General features: G+C 68.6%; 27 protein-coding genes and 1 tRNA gene. 11 read left to right on the plus strand and 17 right to left on the minus strand.

The genetic code is table 11. The features are described from left to right. Window positions 1-14: 14 nt before the first annotated feature. Genes ACOCEP_RS06115 through ACOCEP_RS06125 form a run of 3 tightly spaced genes read right to left on the minus strand, consistent with a single transcriptional unit; the run spans window position 15 to window position 3,122 of the window. The gene (locus tag ACOCEP_RS06115; protein WP_482336221.1) at window positions 15-1,064 is read right to left on the minus strand and encodes a sensor histidine kinase; all 1,050 of its coding nucleotides are present in this window, start codon (window positions 1,062-1,064) and stop codon (window positions 15-17) included. Beyond that, entirely contained in the window at window positions 1,061-1,759 is a 699-nt protein-coding gene (locus tag ACOCEP_RS06120; protein ID WP_034305757.1) for a response regulator transcription factor, read from the minus strand. The genes ACOCEP_RS06115 and ACOCEP_RS06120 overlap by 4 nt, the downstream gene beginning before the upstream one ends. Window positions 1,760-1,769: 10 nt before the next feature. Beyond that, complete coding sequence (locus tag ACOCEP_RS06125) at window positions 1,770-3,122, minus strand: hypothetical protein (RefSeq protein ID WP_482336222.1); 1,353 nt, start codon at window positions 3,120-3,122, stop codon at window positions 1,770-1,772. Window positions 3,123-3,253: 131 nt separating this feature from the next. Here ACOCEP_RS06125 and ACOCEP_RS06130 point away from each other — a divergent pair, with 131 nt between their 5' ends. From ACOCEP_RS06130 to ACOCEP_RS06150, 5 genes are read left to right on the plus strand one after another with little or no spacing between them, the layout of a single operon-like run. Further along, complete coding sequence (locus tag ACOCEP_RS06130; protein WP_482336223.1) at window positions 3,254-3,910, plus strand: glycosyltransferase family 2 protein; 657 nt, start codon at window positions 3,254-3,256, stop codon at window positions 3,908-3,910. After that, window positions 3,907-4,551: a TIGR04282 family arsenosugar biosynthesis glycosyltransferase gene (locus tag ACOCEP_RS06135; protein ID WP_482336224.1), complete on the plus strand. Its 645-nt coding sequence runs from the start codon at window positions 3,907-3,909 to the stop codon at window positions 4,549-4,551. Before ACOCEP_RS06130 ends, ACOCEP_RS06135 begins: the two co-directional genes overlap by 4 nt. Then, on the plus strand, window positions 4,548-5,156 hold the full coding sequence (locus ACOCEP_RS06140) for a methyltransferase domain-containing protein (RefSeq protein ID WP_482336225.1): 609 nt from the start codon (window positions 4,548-4,550) through the stop codon (window positions 5,154-5,156). The genes ACOCEP_RS06135 and ACOCEP_RS06140 overlap by 4 nt, the downstream gene beginning before the upstream one ends. Then, window positions 5,153-6,220 (plus strand): molybdopterin-dependent oxidoreductase, encoded by a 1,068-nt coding sequence (locus ACOCEP_RS06145; protein WP_482336226.1) that lies wholly within the window; start codon window positions 5,153-5,155, stop codon window positions 6,218-6,220. Before ACOCEP_RS06140 ends, ACOCEP_RS06145 begins: the two co-directional genes overlap by 4 nt. Further along, entirely contained in the window at window positions 6,217-6,627 is a 411-nt protein-coding gene (locus ACOCEP_RS06150; protein ID WP_482336227.1) for a hypothetical protein, read from the plus strand. The genes ACOCEP_RS06145 and ACOCEP_RS06150 overlap by 4 nt, the downstream gene beginning before the upstream one ends. A 230-nt stretch (window positions 6,628-6,857) precedes the next feature. Here ACOCEP_RS06150 and ACOCEP_RS06155 read toward each other — a convergent pair whose 3' ends face one another. Both ACOCEP_RS06155 and ACOCEP_RS06160 read right to left on the minus strand, forming a co-directional pair. After that, the gene (locus ACOCEP_RS06155; RefSeq protein WP_482336228.1) at window positions 6,858-8,264 is read right to left on the minus strand and encodes a S1C family serine protease; all 1,407 of its coding nucleotides are present in this window, start codon (window positions 8,262-8,264) and stop codon (window positions 6,858-6,860) included. 85 nt (window positions 8,265-8,349) lie between these two features. Then, complete coding sequence (locus tag ACOCEP_RS06160; RefSeq protein WP_482339610.1) at window positions 8,350-9,150, minus strand: DeoR/GlpR family DNA-binding transcription regulator; 801 nt, start codon at window positions 9,148-9,150, stop codon at window positions 8,350-8,352. An 82-nt stretch (window positions 9,151-9,232) separates the two neighbouring features. Here ACOCEP_RS06160 and ACOCEP_RS06165 point away from each other — a divergent pair, with 82 nt between their 5' ends. Beyond that, window positions 9,233-9,604 carry a VOC family protein gene (locus ACOCEP_RS06165; RefSeq protein WP_482336229.1) on the plus strand — a complete coding sequence of 124 codons (372 nt, stop codon included), beginning with the start codon at window positions 9,233-9,235 and terminating at the stop codon, window positions 9,602-9,604. On the opposite strand, the gene lspA is transcribed toward ACOCEP_RS06165, so the two are convergent. From lspA to ACOCEP_RS06190, 5 genes are all read right to left on the minus strand, one after another. Beyond that, window positions 9,594-10,100, minus strand: a complete 507-nt coding sequence (gene lspA / locus ACOCEP_RS06170) for a signal peptidase II (RefSeq protein ID WP_482336231.1) — start codon at window positions 10,098-10,100, stop codon at window positions 9,594-9,596. The two genes, ACOCEP_RS06165 and lspA, sit on opposite strands and share 11 nt — an antisense overlap. A 22-nt stretch (window positions 10,101-10,122) precedes the next feature. After that, window positions 10,123-11,547 carry a HAMP domain-containing sensor histidine kinase gene (locus ACOCEP_RS06175; protein ID WP_482336232.1) on the minus strand — a complete coding sequence of 475 codons (1,425 nt, stop codon included), beginning with the start codon at window positions 11,545-11,547 and terminating at the stop codon, window positions 10,123-10,125. Continuing rightward, window positions 11,544-12,236, minus strand: a complete 693-nt coding sequence (locus ACOCEP_RS06180) for a response regulator transcription factor (protein WP_465410949.1) — start codon at window positions 12,234-12,236, stop codon at window positions 11,544-11,546. Before ACOCEP_RS06180 ends, ACOCEP_RS06175 begins: the two co-directional genes overlap by 4 nt. Window positions 12,237-12,321: 85 nt before the next feature. Then, complete coding sequence (locus ACOCEP_RS06185; protein ID WP_192743658.1) at window positions 12,322-12,936, minus strand: trimeric intracellular cation channel family protein; 615 nt, start codon at window positions 12,934-12,936, stop codon at window positions 12,322-12,324. Next, the gene (locus ACOCEP_RS06190) at window positions 12,936-13,589 is read right to left on the minus strand and encodes a response regulator (protein ID WP_005155565.1); all 654 of its coding nucleotides are present in this window, start codon (window positions 13,587-13,589) and stop codon (window positions 12,936-12,938) included. Before ACOCEP_RS06190 ends, ACOCEP_RS06185 begins: the two co-directional genes overlap by 1 nt. 362 nt (window positions 13,590-13,951) lie before the next feature. Between ACOCEP_RS06190 and ACOCEP_RS06195 the strand changes: the two genes are divergently transcribed. After that, a tRNA-Arg gene (locus ACOCEP_RS06195) sits at window positions 13,952-14,024 on the plus strand. A gap of 45 nt (window positions 14,025-14,069) precedes the next feature. On the opposite strand, the gene ACOCEP_RS06200 is transcribed toward ACOCEP_RS06195, so the two are convergent. The 5 genes from ACOCEP_RS06200 to ACOCEP_RS06220 form a co-directional block, all read right to left on the minus strand. Next, window positions 14,070-14,603 carry a hypothetical protein gene (locus ACOCEP_RS06200; RefSeq protein WP_482336234.1) on the minus strand — a complete coding sequence of 178 codons (534 nt, stop codon included), beginning with the start codon at window positions 14,601-14,603 and terminating at the stop codon, window positions 14,070-14,072. Window positions 14,604-14,777: 174 nt separating this feature from the next. Continuing rightward, window positions 14,778-15,221 carry a hypothetical protein gene (locus ACOCEP_RS06205; protein WP_482336235.1) on the minus strand — a complete coding sequence of 148 codons (444 nt, stop codon included), beginning with the start codon at window positions 15,219-15,221 and terminating at the stop codon, window positions 14,778-14,780. A 2-nt stretch (window positions 15,222-15,223) separates the two neighbouring features. Further along, window positions 15,224-16,405, minus strand: coding sequence for a DUF6973 domain-containing protein (locus ACOCEP_RS06210; RefSeq protein ID WP_482336236.1), 1,182 nt, complete (start codon window positions 16,403-16,405; stop codon window positions 15,224-15,226). Continuing rightward, window positions 16,402-16,698 (minus strand): hypothetical protein, encoded by a 297-nt coding sequence (locus ACOCEP_RS06215; protein WP_482336237.1) that lies wholly within the window; start codon window positions 16,696-16,698, stop codon window positions 16,402-16,404. Before ACOCEP_RS06215 ends, ACOCEP_RS06210 begins: the two co-directional genes overlap by 4 nt. Before the next feature lie 58 nt (window positions 16,699-16,756). Further along, window positions 16,757-17,143: a cupin gene (locus tag ACOCEP_RS06220; RefSeq protein ID WP_482336238.1), complete on the minus strand. Its 387-nt coding sequence runs from the start codon at window positions 17,141-17,143 to the stop codon at window positions 16,757-16,759. Window positions 17,144-17,221: 78 nt separating this feature from the next. Between ACOCEP_RS06220 and ACOCEP_RS06225 the strand changes: the two genes are divergently transcribed. The 3 genes from ACOCEP_RS06225 to ACOCEP_RS06235 are packed head-to-tail and all read left to right on the plus strand — an operon-like array spanning window position 17,222 to window position 19,483. Then, complete coding sequence (locus ACOCEP_RS06225) at window positions 17,222-17,797, plus strand: TetR/AcrR family transcriptional regulator (RefSeq protein WP_482336239.1); 576 nt, start codon at window positions 17,222-17,224, stop codon at window positions 17,795-17,797. A gap of 27 nt (window positions 17,798-17,824) precedes the next feature. Next, entirely contained in the window at window positions 17,825-19,066 is a 1,242-nt protein-coding gene (locus tag ACOCEP_RS06230) for a plasmid pRiA4b ORF-3 family protein (protein ID WP_482336240.1), read from the plus strand. Window positions 19,067-19,075: 9 nt separating this feature from the next. Continuing rightward, window positions 19,076-19,483: a hypothetical protein gene (locus ACOCEP_RS06235; RefSeq protein ID WP_482336241.1), complete on the plus strand. Its 408-nt coding sequence runs from the start codon at window positions 19,076-19,078 to the stop codon at window positions 19,481-19,483. A gap of 10 nt (window positions 19,484-19,493) precedes the next feature. Here the strand turns inward: ACOCEP_RS06235 and ACOCEP_RS06240 are convergent, their stop codons facing one another. Together ACOCEP_RS06240 and msrA are read right to left on the minus strand one after the other, a co-directional pair. After that, window positions 19,494-19,964 (minus strand): molybdenum cofactor biosysynthesis protein, encoded by a 471-nt coding sequence (locus ACOCEP_RS06240; RefSeq protein WP_482336242.1) that lies wholly within the window; start codon window positions 19,962-19,964, stop codon window positions 19,494-19,496. Further along, the gene (msrA, locus tag ACOCEP_RS06245; protein WP_482336244.1) at window positions 19,943-20,437 is read right to left on the minus strand and encodes a peptide-methionine (S)-S-oxide reductase MsrA; all 495 of its coding nucleotides are present in this window, start codon (window positions 20,435-20,437) and stop codon (window positions 19,943-19,945) included. The genes ACOCEP_RS06240 and msrA overlap by 22 nt, the downstream gene beginning before the upstream one ends. 108 nt (window positions 20,438-20,545) lie before the next feature. On the opposite strand from msrA, the gene ACOCEP_RS06250 reads away from it, so the two are divergent. Then, on the plus strand, window positions 20,546-20,872 hold the full coding sequence (locus tag ACOCEP_RS06250) for a hypothetical protein (protein ID WP_482336245.1): 327 nt from the start codon (window positions 20,546-20,548) through the stop codon (window positions 20,870-20,872). Window positions 20,873-20,882 lie beyond the last annotated feature (10 nt).

Genomic DNA, 20,882 nt, shown 5'->3' on the forward strand with positions numbered 1-20,882 from the left:
CACCGCTGACACGGTCAGGGCAGGGCGAGCGGAAGCCGGACCTCGAACCGGCAGCCGGGGCCGTCGTTCCGGACGCCGATGCGGCCTCGATGGGCTTCGACGAGGCCTTTCGCGATCGCGAGGCCGAGCCCGCCGCCACTCGCCAGCCCACCGCGCTCGGGGGTGCGCGCCGTCGTCCCGCGGAACGCGACGTCGAAGACCCGCCCGATCTCGTCGTCAGGGATCCCGCCGCAGCCGTCGGAAACCGCGAGCAGCGCCTCGCCGCCGTCGATGCCGATCTGCACCGCGACCGTCCCGTCCGGTGGCGTGTGCCGCACGGCGTTGGACACCAGGTTCCGCACGATCCGCGCCAGTTCCGGGTCGCTGCCGGAGACGACCGGCCACACGTTCGCGTACTCGATCATCCGCACGCGTTTCTGCTCTGCGAGCGGCGCCTGCGCGGCGACGGCGTCGCTCACGACGTCGCGCAGCGGCACGGCGGCCATCGTCAGCTGGAGCGCGCCCGCGGTGATCCGCGACAATTCGAACAGGTCGCCGACCATGCCGGACAGCCGCGTGGTCTCGCCGCTGATGCGGCGCGCGTAGCCGGTGACCTCGACCGGGTCGGCGACGACGCCGTCCGCGACGGCCTCGGCCATCGCCTGGATCCCCGCCAGCGGGCTCCGCAGGTCGTGGCTGATCCACGCGACCAGTTCGCGCCGCGACGCCTCGGCCGCGCGCTCCCGTTCCCGCGCCTCCCGTTCCCACACGCTGCGGCGCGCGATCGCGCGGCCGAGCACGAGCGCCGCCGGGACGGTCACCAGCGCGACCAGCACACAGACCAGGGTCATCGTGGTCAGCGCGGGGGTGAACATGAACCCGCTGATCCCGAGGACCGCGATCAGCGTCGCGAGCACCGGGATCAGCACGAGGATCGTCATCGTGCTGGCCAGCGAACCGTGCCGGAGCAGGTACAGGGCCAGCCCGCCGAGCAGGACCACCGGCAACGCGAACATCAGCGCGAACGGCAGGATGTGCCAGGCGTGCGCCAGCATCTCGCCGAACGACTCACCGGAGCCGATCATCGCCGCACCGGGTCGTACCGGTAGCCGACGCCCCACACGGTGGCGACGCGGACGGGTTTCGCGGGGTTCTTCTCGATCTTCTCCCGTAACCGTCTGACGTGGACGGTCACCGTGGATTGGTCGCCGAAGTCCCAGCCCCAGACCTTCTCCAGCAGATCGGCGCGGGAGAACGCCACGCCGGGATGGGTGAGGAAGAAGGCGAGCAGATCGAATTCCCGGCTGGTCAGGGGAAGTTCCACCCCGCCGAGGGCCGCCTGCCGCGCCGACATCTGCAGCGCGAGGTCGCCGTCGGTGATCACGCGCGCCGCCGGTTCGGGCCGGGGCATCCGCGCCCGCCGCAGCACCGAGGCCACGCGCAACGCGAGTTCCTTGGGGCTGAACGGTTTCGTGACGTAGTCGTCGGCGCCGAGCTGGAGCCCGGCGATGCGGTTCTCCTCCTCGCCGAGCGCGGTCAGCATCACGACCGGCACCTGGCTCACCTGCCGCAGGCGGCGGCACACCTCGAGCCCGTTGAGGCCGGGCATCATGACGTCGAGGACCACGAGGTCCGGCCCGGTCGCGGAAAACAGCCGCAGTCCTTCGGTGCCGTCCCCGGCGACGTCGACTTCGAAACCCGCGACCTCCAGGTACCGCCGGACGACGTCCCGCACGGTCTCGTCGTCGTCGACGACGAGCACCCTGCCCTGTTCTGTCATGCCCTCCACCTCACCAGCTCGTCAGCACCAGATGGTTCACCACCAGTGCCGTCGCCGCCGACGCGGCGAGCCACCACCGCCGTCCCTTCGACGGCAGCAGCGCCACCGCGGGCAGCAGCCACACCTCGAACGGTAGCCAGATGCGTTCGACCTCGGCCTTCGACAGGCCGGACAGGTCGGCGAAAGCGATCGCCAGAACCGCGGCGGCCACGATCAGCGTGACCGGCTCGCGGAACGCGCGTTTCGGCTCGGCGAGGAACTCCGCGCCCGCCCGCCGCGTCCCGGCGATCACGGCCGGGCCGAGCGCGATCAGCACCGCGGCGATATCCGCCCACACCCAGTAGGAGTACGGGCGCAGCGTCGCGATCCCCTGGTAGTAGCGCTCGACCACCAGGTGATAGCCGTCGAGCCACCAGAATCCGGCCAGCGCGAACGCCACCACGACCACGGCGACGCCCGCCGTGGCGAGGAGCAGGATCCGCCACTCGCGGGTCAGCACGACGACGGCGAGCACGATCACGCCGAGCAGCACGAGACCGTAGGAGAGGAAGAGCCCGAATCCGAGCAGCAGACCGCCCGGGAGAGCGAGGATCCGCCGCCGCGTGGCGAGTGCCAGCAGCGCGATCCCGGTCGCCGTGACGCCCGCGAAGAGACCGTCGGCGGACACGCCGATCCAGATCGCGCCCGGAGTGAGGACGGCGAAGGGCAGGACCGTCCTCGCCGCGTCCTGCCTGCCCAGCGCGGAGAGCGTCACCGGCACCGCGACCACCGCGAGGCAGCCGACCAGCACGACGGCCGTCGAAGCCCAAGCGCCGCCCTGCAGACCGAGCCGGTCGAGCCAGACGAAGACCAGCGTCGCGCCCGGCGGATGCCCGGAGACGTGCGTCGTCCACGAATCCGGCTGGAAATCGAGGATGCGCGAGGAAAACTCGTTCAGCATCTTCGGGATGTCGGTGATCCCCGGGACCTCGTGCAGGTATTCGTGTTCCGTGGTGAGCCTGCCGGTGAAGCCCCGCGTCCAGCCGTCGATCATCGCCAGCGAGAACGTCCACGCCAGCGCGGTCACGTAGCCGAGCGCGAGCAGCGGGCGCCACCGCAGCCGGGCGGCGAGCAAGGGACCTTTGGTGACGACCACGAGCGCGAGCACGACCGCGGCCACCGAACCCGGCCCCACGTGCGGCAGCCACAACCCGAACAGCGGCGGCGCGAAAGCGTAGATCACCACGCCGGAACCGGGACGGTTGTGGTGGAGGCCGACCGCGATCGCGGCGGCGACCACGAGCATCGCCAGCCCCACGGCGATCAGATCGGCCCGGCGGCCGGTGCGGGAAGGGGCGGTGACAGTGGACATCACCGGCACCATAACCGCGTTCCCGCTGCCCGGCGGCCTGGCGGCGCGGTCCGTCAGAACTCGGTAAGAACTTCATCGACGTCAGAATTCGGTAAGCAGCGCAAGGGTTTTCGTCCGTCCACCCCGGACTTAACGTGCGTTGCGTGAACGATGACCAGGTTGACGTCGTGCTCCCCTGTCTCGACGAGGCCGGCGCCCTCCCCGGGGTGCTGGCGGCCCTGCCCGGACGTTACCGGGCGATCGTGGTCGACAACGGCTCCACGGACGGTTCCGCCGAGATCGCGGCCGAGCTCGGGGCGAAGGTCGTCCACGAACCACGGCGCGGCTACGGCGCCGCGGTGCACACGGGGCTGGAGGTGGCCACGGCGGACGTCGTCTGCTTCGCCGACGCCGACGGCTCCCTCGACCTCGCCGAGCTGCCGACGCTGGTAGGCGGCCTCGCCGATGCCCAGCTGACGGTCGGGCGGCGGGTGCCCACCGGCCCCGGCGTCTGGCCGTGGCACGCGAGAGCTGGCAACGCGCTGATCTCGTCTCTCCTGCGGTACAAGGGATTGCCGGTGCGCGACATCGCGCCGCTGCGAGCCGTCCGGCGACGAGCGCTGCTCGATCTCGACGTCACCGATCGCGCCTTCGGGTACCCGCTCGAACTGCTGATCAAGGCGAATCGCGCGGGCTGGCGGGTCACCGAGTTCGACGTGTCCTACGGCGAACGCGCCAAGGGCACGAAGTCGAAGGTCTCCGGCTCACTGCGGGGAACCCTGCGGGCCGCCCGGGATTTCGGGCGGGTGCTGAGCCGATGACCTTCTGCCTGCTGATCGTCGCCAAAGCGCCCGTTCCCGGTTTCGCGAAGACGCGGCTGTGCCCGCCCGCGACGCCTGAGCAGGCCGCCGGGATCGCGGCCGCCTCGCTGCTCGACACACTCGAAGCCGGCCTCTTGACCCCGGAGGCTCGCGTGGTCGTCGCCATGACCGGCGAACTCGGCGAAGCCGTCCACGGCCCCGAAATCGCCGCGGTGCTCCGAAAAACGGAGGTGATCCCCCAACGCGGGGAAGGTTTCGACCTGCGGCTGGTCAACGCCCACGCCGACGCGCCCCGCCCCGGGGAACCGGTGCTGCAGATCGGGATGGACACCCCGCAGATCACTCCGGCGCTCCTGGCCGAAGCCGCGAACCGGCCGGAGGATTCGGTCCTCGGGCTCGCGGAGGACGGCGGCTGGTGGGCACTGGGCCTCAAGGATCCGCTGCACGCCAAAGCACTCGCCGGGGTGCCGATGTCGCGTGGCGACACCGGGCGTCGGACCTTGCGCGCGTTGGCCGCGATCGGGGTACGGCCCGGCATACTGCCCACACTGTCCGATGTGGACACCATCGCGGACGCGTGCCGGGTCGCCGCGATGGCTCCGCACGGCCGGTTCGCCCGAGCGGTGGCCGAAGTCCGGTGACCGCCTTCGACCGCGGCCTGCTCGGCCACCGCTGCTGGCTGGAACTGGCGACCGGCGAACGCGTCGACCTCCCGGTCGACCGCTGGACGGCCATTCCCTGCGAAGGCGACGACGTCCTTCTCGACGCCTGCGACGGCCCGACCATCGACGTCGGCTGCGGACCCGGCAGGCTCACCGCCGCGCTGACCGAACGCGGCGTCGCCTCGCTCGGCGTCGACATCTCGGCCACCGCCGTGCGGCTCACCCACGCCCGTGGCGCCGCCGCGCTGCACCGGGACGTGTTCGACCGGCTCCCTGGCGAGGGGCGCTGGCGGCATGTCCTGCTCGCCGACGGGAACATCGGCATCGGCGGCGACCCGCACCGCCTTCTCACCCGGATGGCGGAACTGATCACCGACGGCGGGACGGTGCTCGTCGAGCTCGACCCACCCGGCCGAGGCCTCCGGCAGGACCGAGTCCGTCTCCGGCCTGACAACGGCGCCTGGTTCACCTGGGCGTGGGTCGGCGTCGAGGCGATCGCGGACCTCGCCGCCCGCACCGCGTTCCGTGTCGCGTGGTCCACCAGCCACGGCCATCGCTGGTTCGCCTGCCTGGAGAAAACATGAACACACCGTCGGAACGGGTGACGTCCCGGATCGGGCTCGCGCTCGCCGTCACGTTCACGCTGTGCTTCGTCACCGGCCTGATCAGCCATCTCATCCAGCATCCGCCGTCGTGGTTCGGCTGGCCGAGCCGCCCGGTCTGGCTGTACCGGGTCACGCAGGGCACGCACGTGATCTCCGGTATCGCGTCGATTCCCTTGCTGCTGGCCAAACTCTGGAGCGTCTACCCGAAACTGTTCGAGCGCCCGGTGATCCGCTCGCTGCCGCACGCGCTGGAACGCCTGTCGATCCTCGTGCTTTCCGCGGCCGCCTTCTTCGAGCTGGCCACCGGACTGTTCAACGTCGCGCAGAACTATCCGTGGCCGTTCTACTTCCCGCAGCTGCACTACGCGGTCGCGTGGGTGGCGATCGGCTCGATCCTGGTGCACGTCGCGGTGAAACTCCCCATCGTCCGCCGCTCGCTCTCGACCAAGCCAGAACCCTCCCGGCGCGCCTTCCTCCGCACGACCTGGCTGGCCGCGGGAGTCGGCGTCGTCGCGACGGCCGGCGCCACGGTTCCTTTGCTGCGTGGTGTTTCCGGCCTGTCGTGGCGCAGCGACAAGGGCCCGCAAGGCCTGCCGGTGAACCGGACCGCCGAAGCGGCCGGCGTCCTGCCCGCGGCGAAAGACCCGAACTGGCGGCTTTCGGTGGTGACGCCGAGCGCTACGAAGAGCTACTCACTGGAAGAACTACGCGCCCTCCCGAGAACGTCGGCCGAACTGCCGATCGCGTGCGTCGAAGGGTGGAGCGAGTCCGCGCGCTGGAGCGGCGTCTCCCTGCCGGAGTTGTTGCGGCACGCCGGAAGCGAGCCGGGCACGCCGGTCCGCGTGTTCTCGCTGGAGAAGGCAGGGCCCTATGGGATCAGTGACCTCCCCGGCGAGCACACCGCGGACGAACTCACCCTGCTGGCACTGGAACTCAACGGTGAGGTGCTCGACGCCGACCACGGCTTCCCGTGCCGGATCATCGCCCCGAACCGGCCCGGTGTCCTGCAGACGAAATGGGTCACCCGCTTGGAGACGCTGTGAAGACGTTGCGGCTGCTGCTGTTCCTGCCCGGCCTCGCCGCGCTCGCGTGGGGCGCGGTGTTGTTCTCCGAGTACGCGTTCCCGCTGCGGCCGGACGTCTTCGGGACGCTCGGCTGGCTCGCCGGAGGCCCGCTGGCGCACGATCTGCTGATCGCGCCACTGGTCGGCGCCGTGGGATTCGCGCTGAGCAGGCTCCTTCCGGAACGCTGGAAGACGCCGGTCAAGACGGGAGCGGTGCTCAGCGGGGTGTTGACGCTGCTCGCGATCCCGTTGCTGTGGCGGCCTTTCGGTGGCGCTCGGAACCCGGGGCTGCACGACGCCGACACCGTCACCGGCCTGCTCGTCAGCCTGGCGGTCGTCTGGCTCGGTGTGCTCGTGGCCGCGCTGGTCCGGCGGAAGGTGCGTTAGCCGATCAAGCGCCGCGGCGGTGTTGCGAAAGCCACTTTCGCAACCTTCAACGTTGCGAAAGTGGCTTTCGCAACCCCCCTGACCTGGGCGGCGCGCAATTGCCTTACCCCTCAGTAAAAAGAGCCACGCGCGACCGGGATTGGCAGCCGGTCGCGCGTGGCTTCTTGGGTCCGGCCCGCTGGGGGTTCGAGCCGGAGCTGGTCTCGGCCGCGCACCGCGGCCGAGCGTCTCTAGTTCGGCGTGACGGGCTGGCCGCCGAGGGTCACCTCGATGACCTTGTCCCCGCTGAGGGTGAACTTCACCTTGTCGTTCGGCGCCCTGGTGCGGATCTCGGCGACGAGCGCGTCCGCGTTGGGGATCGACCGGTCGTCCAGCTTCGTCACGACGTCACCGGATTTGAGGCCGGCCTTCTCCGCGGGGCTGCCCGGCGAGATCTCACCGAGCTGCGCCCCACCGGTCGCCGCCGTCTGCACTCGCGCGCCGATGAAGGTCTGCGTCGCCTGGCCGGTGTTGATGATGTCGTCGGCCGTGCGGCGCGCCTGGTCGATCGGGATCGCGAAGCCGATGCCGACGTTGCCGCCGGTCTCACCGCCCTGGCCCTGCGCGGACTTCGGGCTGTAGATCGCCGAGTTGATGCCGATGACCTGGCCGGCCATGTTCGCGAGCGGGCCGCCGGAGTTGCCGGGGTTGATCGCCGCGTCGGTCTGCACCGCCGACATCACCGTGGTCTGGTCGCCGTTGCCGCCGGCGCTGACCGGCCGGTTCAGCGCGCTGACGATGCCCGACGTGACCGTGCCCGTCAGCTCGAACGGCGAACCGATGGCGACCACCGGCTGCCCGACCCGCAGGTCGTCGGAGCGGCCGAGCTCCACCGGGGTCAGGCCGCTGACGCCGCTGACCTTCACCACGGCGATATCCGTCGTGGGGTCGCGGCCGACGACGGTCGCCGAGCCCTTCTTGCCGTCCTGGAACACCGCCTGGATCTGCCCGCCACCGGCGGCGACCTCGACGACGTGGTTGTTGGTCAGCACGTAGCCGTCGGTGCTGAGCACGAAGCCGGAACCCTCGCCCGCACCCGACCGGCCGGACACCTGCAGCTCGACCACGCTCGGCGAGAGCTTCTGCGCCACGGATTCGACCGAACCGGCGGGCAGGTTGCCCGTCTGCTGGGCGGGCTTCGGCGCGTCGAGCGCGTTCACCGCCGAGCCGCCGGAGGCGTCACCGGTCAGGTACCCGACCGTGCCGCCCGCAACACCGCCGACGACCAGCGCGATCGCCGCGACACCGGCGAGCAGCTTGCCCGACGTGGACTTCTGCGCCTGCCGCTGCTGCGGGACCGCGTACACCGACGGACCCGGCTGGGTGAACGGCGTCTGCTGGCCCGGGATCGGGTGTCCCTGGGTGGGCGCGTGCTGAGTCTGCGTCTGCGCCTGCGGGGACCACGGGTTGTACTGCTGCTGTTCCTGGGGGTAGGCCTGCTGCGCTCCCGAGTGCGGAGTGGCATGGCCGCCGAGGCCGGTCGCGTCAGGCTGCTGCGGCGCGGGCTGAGCCCAGTTCGCGCTCTGCTCCGCGTCCGGCTGAGCGCCGGCGGGCCGCGCCTTCTCGGCGTCCTGGCCGCTGGGGTCGTTCTCGGTCATGTCTTCACCTTGCGGGATGGTCCTGAGAAGTTCCTGAGCCGATGCTGTGCATCGCACATGAGTATGGCGCCACTGGCCGCCGACTTCACGCTTCTTCGGCTTCCGCCGCCTCCACCGATTCGGCGATCATCAGCTCACCGGCCTGCTCGGCGAGCGTTTCCCTTGCCCCGTCGGACAAACCGTCGTCCGAGACCACGACGTCGGCTTCATCGAGCCCGGCGATCGTGGAGATGCCGACGACGCCCCATTTGGTGTGATCGGCCAGCACGACCAGCCTGCGGCCCGCCTCGACCAGCGCGCGGTCGGTCTCGGATTCGGTGAGGTTCGGCGTGGTGAACCCGGGCCCGTCGGCCATCCCGTGCACGCCGAGGAAGACGACGTCCAGGTGCAGCGACCGGAGGCTCTGCACGGCGACCGGCCCGACCAGCGCGTCCGACGGGGTGCGGACGCCCCCGGTGAGCACGACCGTGCGATCCGGCTCGTTCACGCCGCGCAGCACGTCGGCTACCTGGATGGAGTTCGTGACGATCGTCAGGCCGGGGATCCCGTCGAGCGCCCTGGCCAGGGTCCACGTGGTGGTGCCCGCGGAGACGCCGATCGCGGTGCCCGGCCGGACCAACCGGGCGGCGAGCGCGGCGATGGCCTCCTTCTGCGCGCGCTGACGCACGGACTTCGCCTCGAAGCCGGGCTCGTCGGTGCTCTTGCCGACGACGGAGGTGGCGCCGCCGTAGACCTTCTCGACCAGGCCACGACCGGCGAGCACGTCGAGGTCGCGGCGCACCGTCATATCGGACACGCCGAGCCGCACGACGAGTTCGCTGACCCGGACCGCCCCGGTCCGGCGCGCCTCCTCGAGGATCACCGCCTGTCGTTGCCGCGCGAGCACGAACCCTCCCTGGGCCAACTACACAAAATCCTACGCGATCGAACATGCCGCGACGACCCGATCGGGCTGCCATCATGAGGCCATGGCCAGGCTTCGCGACGTCGTCTTCGACTGCCGGCATCCGGCTTCGCTCGCCCGTTTCTGGGCGGCCGCGCTCGACGGCTACGAAATCGCGCCCTATGACGAAGAAGAGCTTGATCGCCTTCGTTCGCTGGGTTTTTCCGGTCCTGAAGACGATCCTTCGGTCCTGGTCGAAGCGCCGTCGGGACCGCGGCTCTTTTTCACTCTGGTGCCGGAATCGAAGGTCGTCAAGAACCGCGTGCATCTGGACCTGACGGGCGACAGCGTCGAGCGGCTCGTTTCCTTGGGCGCGCGCGTACTCGCTCGTCCCGAAGAGGGCTTGGTCGTACTCGCGGATCCGGAAGGGAACGAGTTCTGTCTCGTTACTCCTTGACGCCCTCGATCGGGACGCCACGGAAACTCAGCACGAAAAGCGTGACGGCGCCGAAGAACAACGCGATGTCGGCGACGTTCCCGACGAACCAGCCGTTGTAGTCGATGAAGTCGACGACGTGGCCGCGCGCGAAGCCGGGTTCGCGGAACAGCCGGTCGCCCAGATGCGTCGTCGCGCCGCCGAGCAGCAACCCGAGCGAGATCGCCCAGCCCGCCGAACGGACCTTGCGGGAGATCCACAGCAGCGCGACCACCGCGGCCGCGGCCAGGATCGCGAAGATCCAGGTGGAGTTCGCCCCCAGGGAGAACGCCGCGCCCGGGTTGTAGAGCAGCCGGAACCGGATGAAGTCGCCGATCACCGGGATCGGCGCCCGGTCGGTGAGGGCGTCGACGGCCCACCATTTGGTCAGCTGGTCGGCGGCCAGCAGCACCGCGGCCACCAGCAGTGTCCACAGCAGACGGCGGGGCGGCAGCTCAGGCGCGTTCTCGGTGCTCATCACCCGTCAGAGTAATCACCCATCAGGCCGGGGCTCCCGGGAGCCGCAGCGTCATCAACGCGCCGCCAGTGGACGCGCGGCCCGCGTAGACGTCTCCGCCGTGCCGCTGCGCCGCGTGCTGGACGATGGCGAGGCCCAGCCCGGAACCGGGCAGCGTCCGCGCCTCCGACGAACGGTAGAAGCGGTCGAACACCTTCGGCAGGTCCTCGTCGGCGATGCCCGGCCCGGAGTCCTCGACTTCGAGCACCGCGGTGCCGTCGCCGACCGGGTACAACCGGACCCCGACCGTCGACCCTTCCGGCGAGAACTTCACCGCGTTGTCCAGCAGGTTCAGCACCGCGCGTTCCAGCGCGCTGGTGTCGCCGGTGAGCACCCACGGCTGGAGCGAGACGTCGAACTCGATCTCGCCCGCGCGGCGGCGGGCCCTGTCCAGCGCGCGCTCGACGACGTCGACCATCTCGACCCGCTCGTGCTCGATCCGCGGCTCGTCCTGGCGCGCCAGCTCGACGAGGTCGCCGATCAGCTGGGTCAGCTCGTCGAGCTGGCCGCGGATGTCGGCCTCGATGTCGCTGCGGTCCTTGTCGGACAGGGTCCGCGCGCCCGGCCTGCTCGCGGAAAGGAGCAGCTCCAGGTTGGTGCGGAGCGACGTCAGCGGAGTGCGGAGCTCGTGGCCGGCGTCGGCGACGAGTTGCCGTTGCCGCTCCTGCGATTCGGCGACCGTGCCCAGCATCGTGTTGAAACTCTGGGTCAGGCGGGCGAGTTCGTCGTCGCCGCTCACCGGGATCGGCCGCAGGTCGCCTGTGGTGGCGACGCGTTCGGCCGCCGAGGTCAGCCGGTCGACCGGCCGCAGGCCCGCTCTCGCGACGGCCGTTCCCGCGGCCGCGGCGACCAGGATCCCGGCGCCGCCGATCAGGAACAGGACCACCGAAAGCTCGTTCAGGGTGCGCTTCGTCGGCCCGAGCGACTGCGCGAGCACCATCGCCTGACCGTCGCCCTGCGGGAGGGCGACGACGCGGCTGTCGGTCCTCGGGTCGGTGCGCAGGGAGAACGCCTTGTCGCCGGACGCGACCGCGATCTCGTCCTCGCCGTACGGCGGGCGGCTGCCGGACTGCGGATAGGTCAGCCGGACCTTCTCCCCGACCGTCAGCTGCCCGATCTGCAGGTCCGCGCTGGCGAGGAAGGCGCCGGGCACCTGCTGCAGCTCGGTCTGCACCTGGGGCGACTCGACCGCGGCCTGCGCGCGGGCGAGCAGGTTGTCGTCCACCTGCTGGTAGAGGTTGTCACGCACGACGAGGTACGCGCCGAGCGACACCAGCGCCACCGCGCCGGCCACCGAAGCGGCCGCGAGCAGCGTCACCCGGCCGCGGAGCGAGAACCGCCGAGTGCCCCAGCGGTCGCCGCGCGGATCCTTTTCGGACACGTCGACGACCGGGACCGGTTCGGTCACGGCGGGGTTTCCCTCAGGACGTAGCCCACTCCCCGCACCGTGTGGATCAGCCTCGGTTCGTTCCCAGCCTCGGTCTTTCGGCGCAAATAGCCGACGTAGACCTCCAGCGCGTTGCCCGACGTCGGGAAGTCGTATCCCCATACTTCCTCCAGGATCCGGCTGCGGGTCAGAACGTGCTTCGGGTAGGAGAGGAACAGCTCCAGCAGGGCGAATTCGGTCCTGGTGAGACTGATCTCCCGCCCGGCCCGGCGCACCTCGCGCGTCCCCGGGTCCAACGTGAGGTCCGCGAACGCGAGGACCTCGGCGTTCTGTCCGGCCTGCGGATCCGGGATCGCCCGGCGCAGAAGCGCGCGAAGGCGCGCGAGCAGCTCTTCGAGCGCGAAGGGCTTCGGCAGGTAGTCGTCGGCGCCCGCGTCGAGGCCGGACACCCGGTCCGAAACCGTGTCCCGCGCCGTGAGGACGAGAATGGGCAGGTCGTCACCGGTGCTGCGCAGCCGCCGGGCGACCTCCAGGCCGTCGAGCCGAGGCATCATCACGTCGAGGACCATCGCGTCGGGTCTGTTGGCGATGATCGCTTCCAGGGCCTGCGCGCCGTCCCCGGCCAGCTCCACCTGGTAGCCGTTGAACTCAAGGGATCGCCTGAGTGATTCACGGACGGCCCTGTCGTCGTCCACTACGAGGATGCGCATGGCGACAGTCTTACGCAGAGTGCTGAGACTCGCCTAAGAACACACACAGAACAAACAAAGGAAATCCGGCGATCCGGAAGACGTTTCAGCCGGTCTCGGGCCCTTTCGCAACGGGTGCGTTCCATCTCCGCCACAAAGCGAGCATCCGGACCCCCACCACGGCGGCTGCTGCTACCACCGTCACCGGACCCGGTGGCAGTCGCAGAGCGTGACCGATCACGACGAGCACGGCCCCCGCGAGCGCCGCGACCGCGTAGATCTCCTTCCGCAGCACGAGCGGGATTTCCCGCAGCAGGAGATCACGCACAGCGCCGCCGCCGATACCCGTCGTCATGCCGATCAAGCACGCCGCGTAGGGGGTGGCGCCCGCGTTCAACGCGATGGTGGTCCCCGCCGTCGCGAACACCCCGAGCCCGAGCGCGTCGGCGAGCAGCACGGCGCGGCGCAGCTTCGCGATTTGCGGATGGAAGACGAACACGACCAGCGCCGTCCCGCCGCAGACAGCGAGATAAGGCCAGGTCCGCAGGGTCGTGGGCGGCGTGATCCCGAGCAGGACGTCACGGATGACCCCGCCGCCGAGCGCGGTCGTCAACCCGACGACGACCACCCCGAAGACGTCCAACCTGGCCCGCACCGCCGCGAGAGCCCCCGAAGCGGCGAACGCGATCAAGCCGAGGAACTCGAGCGCGGTGAGGATCATTACTGGTCGAGCAGGCCGCCGCGGTAGGCCAGCAGCGCGGCCTGCACCCGGTTCGCCGCGCCGATCTTGGACAGGACGGCCGAGACATACCCCTTGACCGTGGCCTCGGACAGGTGAAGCCGCCCGCCGATCTCCGCGTTGGACAGCCCCTGGCCGATCAGCCCGACGACCTCACGCTCCCGCTCGGACAGCGACGCGAGCAGCTTGCGCGCCGGCTGCGCGGCCCGCTGCTCGTCCCGATGCGACTGAACCATCCGCGCCGCGACCCCCGGGTCGAGCACCGCGCCACCGCGCGCGAGGTCGCGCACCGCCCTGAGCAGCGCCGCCGGGTCGATGTCCTTGAGGAGGAAGCCGTTGGCGCCGAGCCTGAGCGCGAGACTGACGTAGTCGTCGATGTCGAACGTGGTCAACATGGCCACGGTCGGCGGATCCGGCAGGGCCAAAATCGCCCTGAGCGCGCGGATGCCGTCGTCCGGGGCCCGCATCTTGATGTCGAGCAGCGCGACGTCGGGGTGGTACCTCCGGGCGACCTCGACCGCTGATCTCCCGTCGCTCGCCTCGCCCACGATCTCGATATCGGCAGCGCCCGACATCATGGCACGCAGGCCCGAACGGACCAGTTCCTCGTCGTCGGCGAACATGAGCTTGATCAACGAAGCCCTCCGGCAGCCGGGGGAGCGGCGTCTCGCGTCCCGTTAACGAAGATTACCTACTGTTGTTCAGGGTTTCGAAACCAGACACGTACGAGTGACCCGCGCGGGTCATCTGTGTCGATCTAGGCGTCGATTCAGACCCTGTTCTCCTACTGGAGAGTGTCGCTGCTCCTGGACGGATCCGCAGGTCGGGTGTCACTGGACGGCCAGTGTCGCGGTTCGGCCGCTCCCTGTCCGGGGTTCGCGGGCAACCGCCGTTCGGGGCATTCGGGGGGGCCGGCCGCTTGGTCCGCCCGGGTGCGACTTGCGACCTCGCGCTCGGGCGGCTCGCGTCACCCGGTAGGCTGCGCCTGGCAGTACATGCCCTCGTAGCTCAGGGGATAGAGCACCGCTCTCCTAAAGCGGGTGTCGCAGGTTCGAATCCTGCCGGGGGCACAAGTCAGATTCCTCCTCGAAGCTCCTGCCGGGACCGGTGATGCATCAACGGTCGAGCCGAGTAAGTGCCTCGGCGAATATCGGTACGAGCTCATCCGGCAGGCAATAGTCATGAACACGGCCGCGAGGTTGGTCCGGGTGCTTGCGCGCAGCGAAAAAATGCCTCCAGTACCGACCTCGATGTTCCGGGTCACCATCGGACAACACCACGGCGGCACTTTCTGTCAAGGTTCGAGTGGCATGATTGAGAAACTCCAACCCGGTGACCTGCCGCAACTTTTCGGCTGTGGCGATTCCGCCCTGATCGACCAACGCTCGAAGGAACAGCGATCCATCCGGTCGAGCACGCCGGAGGATCCGCTCGGCGAGGCCGACATCCCAACGCGGCGGCTGCCCGGCGTCGAGCGCCCGAGACTGCAAGTTCGATTCCGAAAGAGCCAAAGTTATCCAGCTTCCGGACAACTCAGTGACCACGACTCCCCCTGGCGCGCGGAGTTGTGCCTGCCGGCCGTCAGACGCGACAGTCAGCGTCCACCCCGACACGGTGACAACGTCGAGTAATTCTGGCTCGATGGTCATGGCAATTAGCTTGCCACGCACCACGGCCGACTGCAGACGCATCAGGCGCTGTAGCTGGAATTCGCTAGCGCACAACAGCTTCTTCGACTTTTTCCAACGCCTAGCCAGTACAGCCTCCGCGGAGCGGCTCTCGACTCCGCTGCGCTCAGCACCGAAGGCCGCATCGGCTGATGATCAGCCCGCGGGACGGCCGTCCGGGTCCGTCATCGTGATGGCGCCACCCTGCGCCCGCAGCACCACATCGGCCCGGTACTTCCCCTCACCAAGGGCGGCAAGAGTACCCAGGCTGACCATCCGCGTGGTGGCGCCGTCCCGGTCGAACACCAGCAGATTGCCGTCCTGGACGTAGTCGCCGCTGTGCGTGCCATCGCCCTCGACCGTTACCGGACGGCCGAGTTCGCGTTCGATTCGCGCGCCGGAAGCGGGGCCGATGATGACCTGCACAGACGTCCAATCGCCGGGCGCCAACTCCTTGAGCGGGCGTGACCCGCCTGTCCTGGCGAGATCACCGATCGTTTTTTCGAGACCTTCGTCGAATTCCACTGTCACTCCTGGGGTGCTCGTGCCGCAGGCCGCCACGAGGGCGAGCAGGGCGAGCAGAGTCACTATCAAGCGCATGGTCAGTATTGGTCCGGATACGCCGACGGATCGCCGGGGTCGTGGTCGTCGTTGCGCCCCGGATTGTCCGTGGGCCAAGGCTTGTTCTTGGTTTCGCGGGTCTCGCCTGGAGGCGATTCGCTGGACGATACCAGTGTGTCGTTCTTGTCGATGACCACCATTTTGCCGTCCTTGACGGCTTGTTCGATCAGGTTCGCCATCTGCTCGGGGCTGGCGTCCGGGTTGGCCCGGGCGATCGCGCGGCCGACTTCGTTGTTGTGCAGGTCCATGGCCACTGGGACGTGATGACTGCTCGGGTTCCGCTCGTGCGCAGTGGCGAAGTCGCGGGCCCATTCCTCTCCGTACCGCTGCGTCATCATCGCGTTCCAATAGGCGTGACGGAACGCGTCGGCGTGGCCGTCGGTCAAGCCTTTGCCCTCGAATTTGCCTTCGGCGACATGCAAGGCGTCCTGCCGGATGTCGGCGAACTCCTTGAGTCCGAGCAAGCCTTTGCGCATCTGCAGATCGTCGAGCAGCTTGGCTTCGGACTGGGTGATCTTCTCCTTCGAGAAACCCGCTCGTTCCGCGAGCCAGCCGGTCAAGCCGCTCGGCCACACCGTCGTGCCCTCTGTTTTGACTTGGTATTTCGCCAGGAGATCGCGGTGCCGCTGTTCGTCGGCGATGCGGTCTTCGCCTGCCGCGGCGGCGGCCGCCAGCGTCGTCGCGCCGGCGTCACCGATTTCGCCTGCCATGATGCGCTTGAGCACCGAATTCAGTTCGGTGTCGATCTGGCCGGCGCGGGCGAGGATGGCCTCCACCTCGACCTGCAGAAGCATGGTGGAGAGAAACCCGCCGGCGTTCTCGGTCTCGACGACCTTGCCGTTGTCGATCCGGAAACCGTTCTTGGCGGCGAAATCCTCGGTCGTCTCGACACTGCGTACCAAATCGCGCACCGCCTGTTCGGTGTCGTCGATGATCTTCACGGCCGCGGACAGGCGCGCCGCGAGATCCTCGAGTTCCTGACAGCGGGCGCGCAGATTTCCGGCCGCCGCGTCCGCCGCTTCACCGGCCCACCCGGCGGGTTTGGCGCCGTCGATCTCGTCCTGCAAGCCGAGCACCTGGCGATTCTGCGCGGCCAAGTGGTCACCGATCTGCCCTATCCCATCAGCCTTCCACTGGCTGACCTCGGCCCAGGTGACCATCATCGACCACCTGCCCCGTCGAATTCCTGTTCACCGGCGTCGTCCCGAATCCGGTACGCGCTCGCGGCGGTGGTCAGCGATGCCGCGTAGGAATCCACTCCCTTCGCCCAGACACCGATCGAGTTCTCCCAATGTGGACCGAGCTGTGCGGCGGTCTTCGCCGACTCTGTTCCGGTCAACGCGCCGGAAAGCGCCGCCACCCGCTCCAGATCCAGCTCTCGAACGATTCCCGCGGCTCGTTTGGCCTGTTCGGCCGCGTCGCGCAGGGCTTTCGGATCAGCTTCGAACCCCGTCATGAAACCCCTCCCCCTCAGACTGAGGTTACTTGTCCTATTTGGGAGGTTCAAGCCACTGTCAGGCCTCGTGGAAATCGTCGAGACGATGGGCTTCGACCGAAGATTCCGTAGCCGCCAGCCAATGCGGATAGGTGACATAGACCAGTTCGGTGTCCTCATCGGCCGCATAGACGACTTCGGCGCCGGAACGCAGATAGATCACCTCACCTGCCCGAGCCGTCACCGATCCCGAAGGCCCCTCGACAGTGAAGGCCCCGGAAGTGATGACGAGAGCCTCGTCGTAGGTCATCTTCCACGGGTTCCGCTCCCCTTTTCCGTAGCGGGCGAAGCCGACGGACATCGCCGCGCCGCTGTCCTGCGCGAGGACGTCGGCCAGGAAGATCCGCTGGTCTAGCCGCTGGAACCAGGTCGAGGCGTCGTCGCTCGTGAAGTGTTCGACGGACATCCAAGTCTCCTTAAGTGGAAGTTTCTCCACTTAGTTAACCGGAGAAAGTTCCACTTGTCCACCGGTTAGGCTGACCGGGTGCTTCCCATCGCAGGCTCCGGGCCAACAGAGCGGGCGGACGCGGCTCGTAACCGGCGGAAGATCGTCCAAGCGGCCGCCAAGCTCGTTGCGGCCAAAGGGATCGACGGGCTCGCGTTGGACGAGGTCGCGGCGGAGGCAGGCGTCGGGATCGGGACCGTGTATCGCCGGTTCCCGGACAAGGGCGCGTTGGCGCAGGCGTTGCTCGACGAGAACGAGCGCGAGTTCCAGGAGGCGTTCATCAGCGGGCCGCCGCCGTTGGGTCCCGGAGCGCCGGCAGGCCAAAGGCTCAGCGCGTTCCTGGAAGCGTACGTCGACAGGCTCGAGACGCATGGCGAGTTGCTCATGGTCGCCGAGACGGAGACGCCGATGGCCCGGTTCGTGACCGGCGCGTACCGGTTGCACCACAGTCATCTGGTCGCGCTGCTGACCGAGGTCGCCCCTGATACCGACGCGCATTTCCGGGCCGACGCCTTGCTCGCTCCCTTGGCCGCGGCGCAGTACGTCTACCAGCGGCAAAGCATGACGCCGGAGCAGATCAAAGCGGGACTGCGTGACCTGTACCAGCGCACCTAGACTCCTGAAAAACCTGGAAGGGGTGGCATGGTTCTCGCGGTGAAGTCCGAACTGGTCGAGCAGGTGCGCGCGTTCACCGAATGGGTCGGCGCGGGGCGGAAACTCACCCAGACCGGGCGTATCACCTTGGCCGACGCCAAAACGCTGGTGCCTTTGTTAGGCACCGGTGACGTGCTCGAAAAGACCATCGGCGACCACGTGTACCGGACCAGGTCGAGCGAGCATCTGCTCGACCTGATGCTCGTCGTGGAGTGCGCCAAGGTGGCGCGGCTGGTCCGGAAGACCGGGCAACGGCTGGTTCCGGTGAAGAAGAATCGGGCGCTTCTCGATGACCCGCAAAAACTGTGGCTCGCGTTGTTCACCGGGTTCGACAAGCTGGGCGAGGCGTTCCTGCACTCGGGATTCAGCGAGTCGCTGCTGCGCCCCGAGTTCGAGCACGGCAGCCGCGCCATGTTGGCGTCGTTGTACAGCGCGGACGGCGCTGTCACCTTCGCGAGTTTGGGTTCGACGGTCTGGGATGTCGTGAGCGCACCTTACGTGCTGGAAGATCTCACCGAATTCCAGCTTGAGATGGCGCGGCGCACGAACGACCGTGACACCGAGGAGACGCTCGATGTGCTGCGGCGCTTGGGAGTGGTGACTCTTGAAGACAACGCGGCTGAGCTGACCGAACTCGGCCGGTCCGGTATGCGACGGCTCTTGGGTGAGCCGGAAGCCGGCGATCCGATCTACCAGGTGAAGATCACGCTGCTGGAAATCGAGGGTCTCCCGGTGTGGCGACGGGTACTGGTTCCGGCGGCCATCCCGCTCGACCGGCTGCATGTCGTCATCCAGGCCGCGATGGGCTGGGAGAACTACCACCTGCACTACTTCCTCGATGGGAAGACCTATTACGGCGAGGCCGAGCCTGAGCTGCAATACCGCGACGAACGGAAAGTGCGGCTGGACGACCTGGTGAAGCCCGGTGACCGCCTGGAGTACAACTACGACTTCGGCGACAGTTGGGACCACGAGATCCTCATCGAGGAGGCCACGGTCGCCAAGTCCGATGGGCGCTATCCCCGGTGCGTCGCGGGCCAAGCGGCGTGCCCGCCGGAGGACGTCGGCGGAACCGGAGGGTATGCCCGGCTGATCCAGATCCTCGGCGAGCCCGGGCACCCGGAACACCAGGACGTCGTCGGCTGGCTTGGTCTCGACGACCCTGGCCGATTCGACCCCGCGCACTTCAGCCTCGAAGAGGCGAATCAGCGCCTCGCCGCACGTCGATAGGACGGACGCATGCTCGGCTGGGAGAAGTTCGACCTCGGCGGCATCGCGATGGCGCTGCAGGACCAGACCGACTACGAGTACTTTCACCTGGTCGACCCACGGACCGGCGAGATGGGCTTGTGGACACAGGACGGCGGGATCGACGGCCGGAATCCCATCGACCTCGACGACGTGGACCTGACCGTCATCGAACCTTTGCCGTCGTCCGTCTGGTACCAGGCCATGGCGGACTTCGCGGCGGATCTCAGCGACGAACGGCTATCGCGGGCCTCAGCGGCAAGGGCGCTTTTCGCCGTTTCAAGAACGAGTTGCACGACCGGTATCCGCACCTTGTTCCTGTTTGGAACGCCTTCAGCGACAACCGGGCGAAGCTTCGCGCCGTTCGCCGCGGAGCATGCGGACCTCGGCCTGCCCTGATGGAGCAGGCCTAGTAGATCTCTACCGGCCCGACGCGTAAGACGCCGTCGTCCAGCGGCACGCAGCGCTTCCCGCCACGGCCCCGCAAAGCAGCGAAAGTCCCGCGAGGGTAGACGACGTCCATCCAAGCGCACGGATTCGCTGGCCGGTGCACCTCGAAGCGCACAGGACCATCGCCCGAGTCCAGAGTCACCACCGAATCCCGCGCCAGAGCGTCCACATCGAAGCCCGAAAGCACGATGTTCCGCCGAGCCAGCAGCGGATCACCAGGCACGGACGCAGAGAAGAGCGTCACCGCGGCCGAGCGATGCGCGGGATGGTTGAAGTACCGGTCCCCGACCAGCCCCAGTCCCGCGCGCACCTCGACGTGGTCGCGCGAGACCGGAGCGGGATCGGGGCGAGGGCCGTCTGAGGGACGGCCCTCGTACGCATGCACCGAAGAGACGTGCAGCGCGACGATCAGCGCTCGCCGAGCTGCCATTCCGGCCGCACGTAGTGGCAGGTGTAGCCGTTCGGGATGCGCTCCAGGTAGTCCTGGTGCTCCGGTTCGGCCTCCCAGAAGTCACCGGCCTGGGTCACCTCGGTGACCACCTTGCCCGGCCACTTGCCGGAGGCGTCGACGTCCGCGATCGTCTGCTCGGCGACCTGCTTCTGCTTGTCGTCGGTGTAGAAGATCGCCGATCGGTAGCTGGTGCCGATGTCGTTGCCCTGGCGGTCGCGGGTCGTCGGGTCGTGGATCTGGAAGAAGAACTCCAGGATCTGCCGATACGTCAGCTGCGCCGGGTCGAAGACGATCTCGATGCCTTCGGCGTGGGAGCCGTGGTTGCGGTAGGTCGCGTTCGGCACGTCGCCGCCGGTGTAGCCGACCCTGGTGGAGACGACCCCGGGGTGCCGGCGGAACAGGTCCTGCATGCCCCAGAAGCAGCCGCCCGCGAGAACAGCCTTTTCCGTCACTGTAGATCTCCTTCGGTCGTTGACACCCAGTACAACGTGTCGAACAGCCCCTGTCATCCCCGTCCAAGTGTGACGGAACGCTTACGTCCACCGTGCGTCTCACGCTAGGTGAAAACCCTGCTCGCCGTCCTCGCCCTCCTCCTGGCCGGCTGCGCGACGCCCTCGCCGAGCCCGACACCGGAAGACGCCTTCCGGTTCGGCGGGATCTCGATGCCGGCCAGCGGCAAGGTGCTGGAGACGCGGTACGACCGGGGCATCGACTCGCGCTACGTCGTCGTCCTCACCCTGCCGGCGGAGGACGTGCCCAAGCTGCTCGAAGCGTCGAACTTCGCTCCCGGGGCGATGAACGACGACCAGGTCGTCGAAGGTCGCCACGTCTACCGCAAGGTCACCGTCGAGGGGACCACGGTGCGGCTCGAGATGTTCACGACGTGAGCACTCTGCG

It is taken from the genome of Amycolatopsis sp. CA-211722 (assembly GCF_056828465.1).

Bases quoted from the DNA above. Each gene is read 5' to 3' on its own strand.
- ACOCEP_RS06115 (WP_482336221.1), bottom strand. From the start codon at position 1,064: ATGATCGGCTCCGGTGAGTCGTTCGGCGAGATGCTGGCGCACGCCTGG.
- ACOCEP_RS06120 (WP_034305757.1), bottom strand. From the start codon at position 1,759: ATGACAGAACAGGGCAGGGTGCTCGTCGTCGACGACGACGAGACCGTG.
- ACOCEP_RS06125 (WP_482336222.1), bottom strand. From the start codon at position 3,122: ATGGTGCCGGTGATGTCCACTGTCACCGCCCCTTCCCGCACCGGCCGC.
- ACOCEP_RS06135 (WP_482336224.1), top strand. From the start codon at position 3,907: ATGACCTTCTGCCTGCTGATCGTCGCCAAAGCGCCCGTTCCCGGTTTC.
- ACOCEP_RS06145 (WP_482336226.1), top strand. From the start codon at position 5,153: ATGAACACACCGTCGGAACGGGTGACGTCCCGGATCGGGCTCGCGCTC.
- ACOCEP_RS06155 (WP_482336228.1), bottom strand. From the start codon at position 8,264: ATGACCGAGAACGACCCCAGCGGCCAGGACGCCGAGAAGGCGCGGCCC.
- ACOCEP_RS06165 (WP_482336229.1), top strand. From the start codon at position 9,233: ATGGCCAGGCTTCGCGACGTCGTCTTCGACTGCCGGCATCCGGCTTCG.
- lspA (WP_482336231.1), bottom strand. From the start codon at position 10,100: ATGAGCACCGAGAACGCGCCTGAGCTGCCGCCCCGCCGTCTGCTGTGG.
- ACOCEP_RS06180 (WP_465410949.1), bottom strand. From the start codon at position 12,236: ATGCGCATCCTCGTAGTGGACGACGACAGGGCCGTCCGTGAATCACTC.
- ACOCEP_RS06185 (WP_192743658.1), bottom strand. From the start codon at position 12,936: ATGATCCTCACCGCGCTCGAGTTCCTCGGCTTGATCGCGTTCGCCGCT.
- ACOCEP_RS06200 (WP_482336234.1), bottom strand. From the start codon at position 14,603: ATGACCATCGAGCCAGAATTACTCGACGTTGTCACCGTGTCGGGGTGG.
- ACOCEP_RS06205 (WP_482336235.1), bottom strand. From the start codon at position 15,221: ATGCGCTTGATAGTGACTCTGCTCGCCCTGCTCGCCCTCGTGGCGGCC.
- ACOCEP_RS06210 (WP_482336236.1), bottom strand. From the start codon at position 16,405: ATGATGGTCACCTGGGCCGAGGTCAGCCAGTGGAAGGCTGATGGGATA.
- ACOCEP_RS06215 (WP_482336237.1), bottom strand. From the start codon at position 16,698: ATGACGGGGTTCGAAGCTGATCCGAAAGCCCTGCGCGACGCGGCCGAA.
- ACOCEP_RS06220 (WP_482336238.1), bottom strand. From the start codon at position 17,143: ATGTCCGTCGAACACTTCACGAGCGACGACGCCTCGACCTGGTTCCAG.
- ACOCEP_RS06230 (WP_482336240.1), top strand. From the start codon at position 17,825: ATGGTTCTCGCGGTGAAGTCCGAACTGGTCGAGCAGGTGCGCGCGTTC.
- ACOCEP_RS06235 (WP_482336241.1), top strand. From the start codon at position 19,076: ATGCTCGGCTGGGAGAAGTTCGACCTCGGCGGCATCGCGATGGCGCTG.
- ACOCEP_RS06240 (WP_482336242.1), bottom strand. From the start codon at position 19,964: ATGGCAGCTCGGCGAGCGCTGATCGTCGCGCTGCACGTCTCTTCGGTG.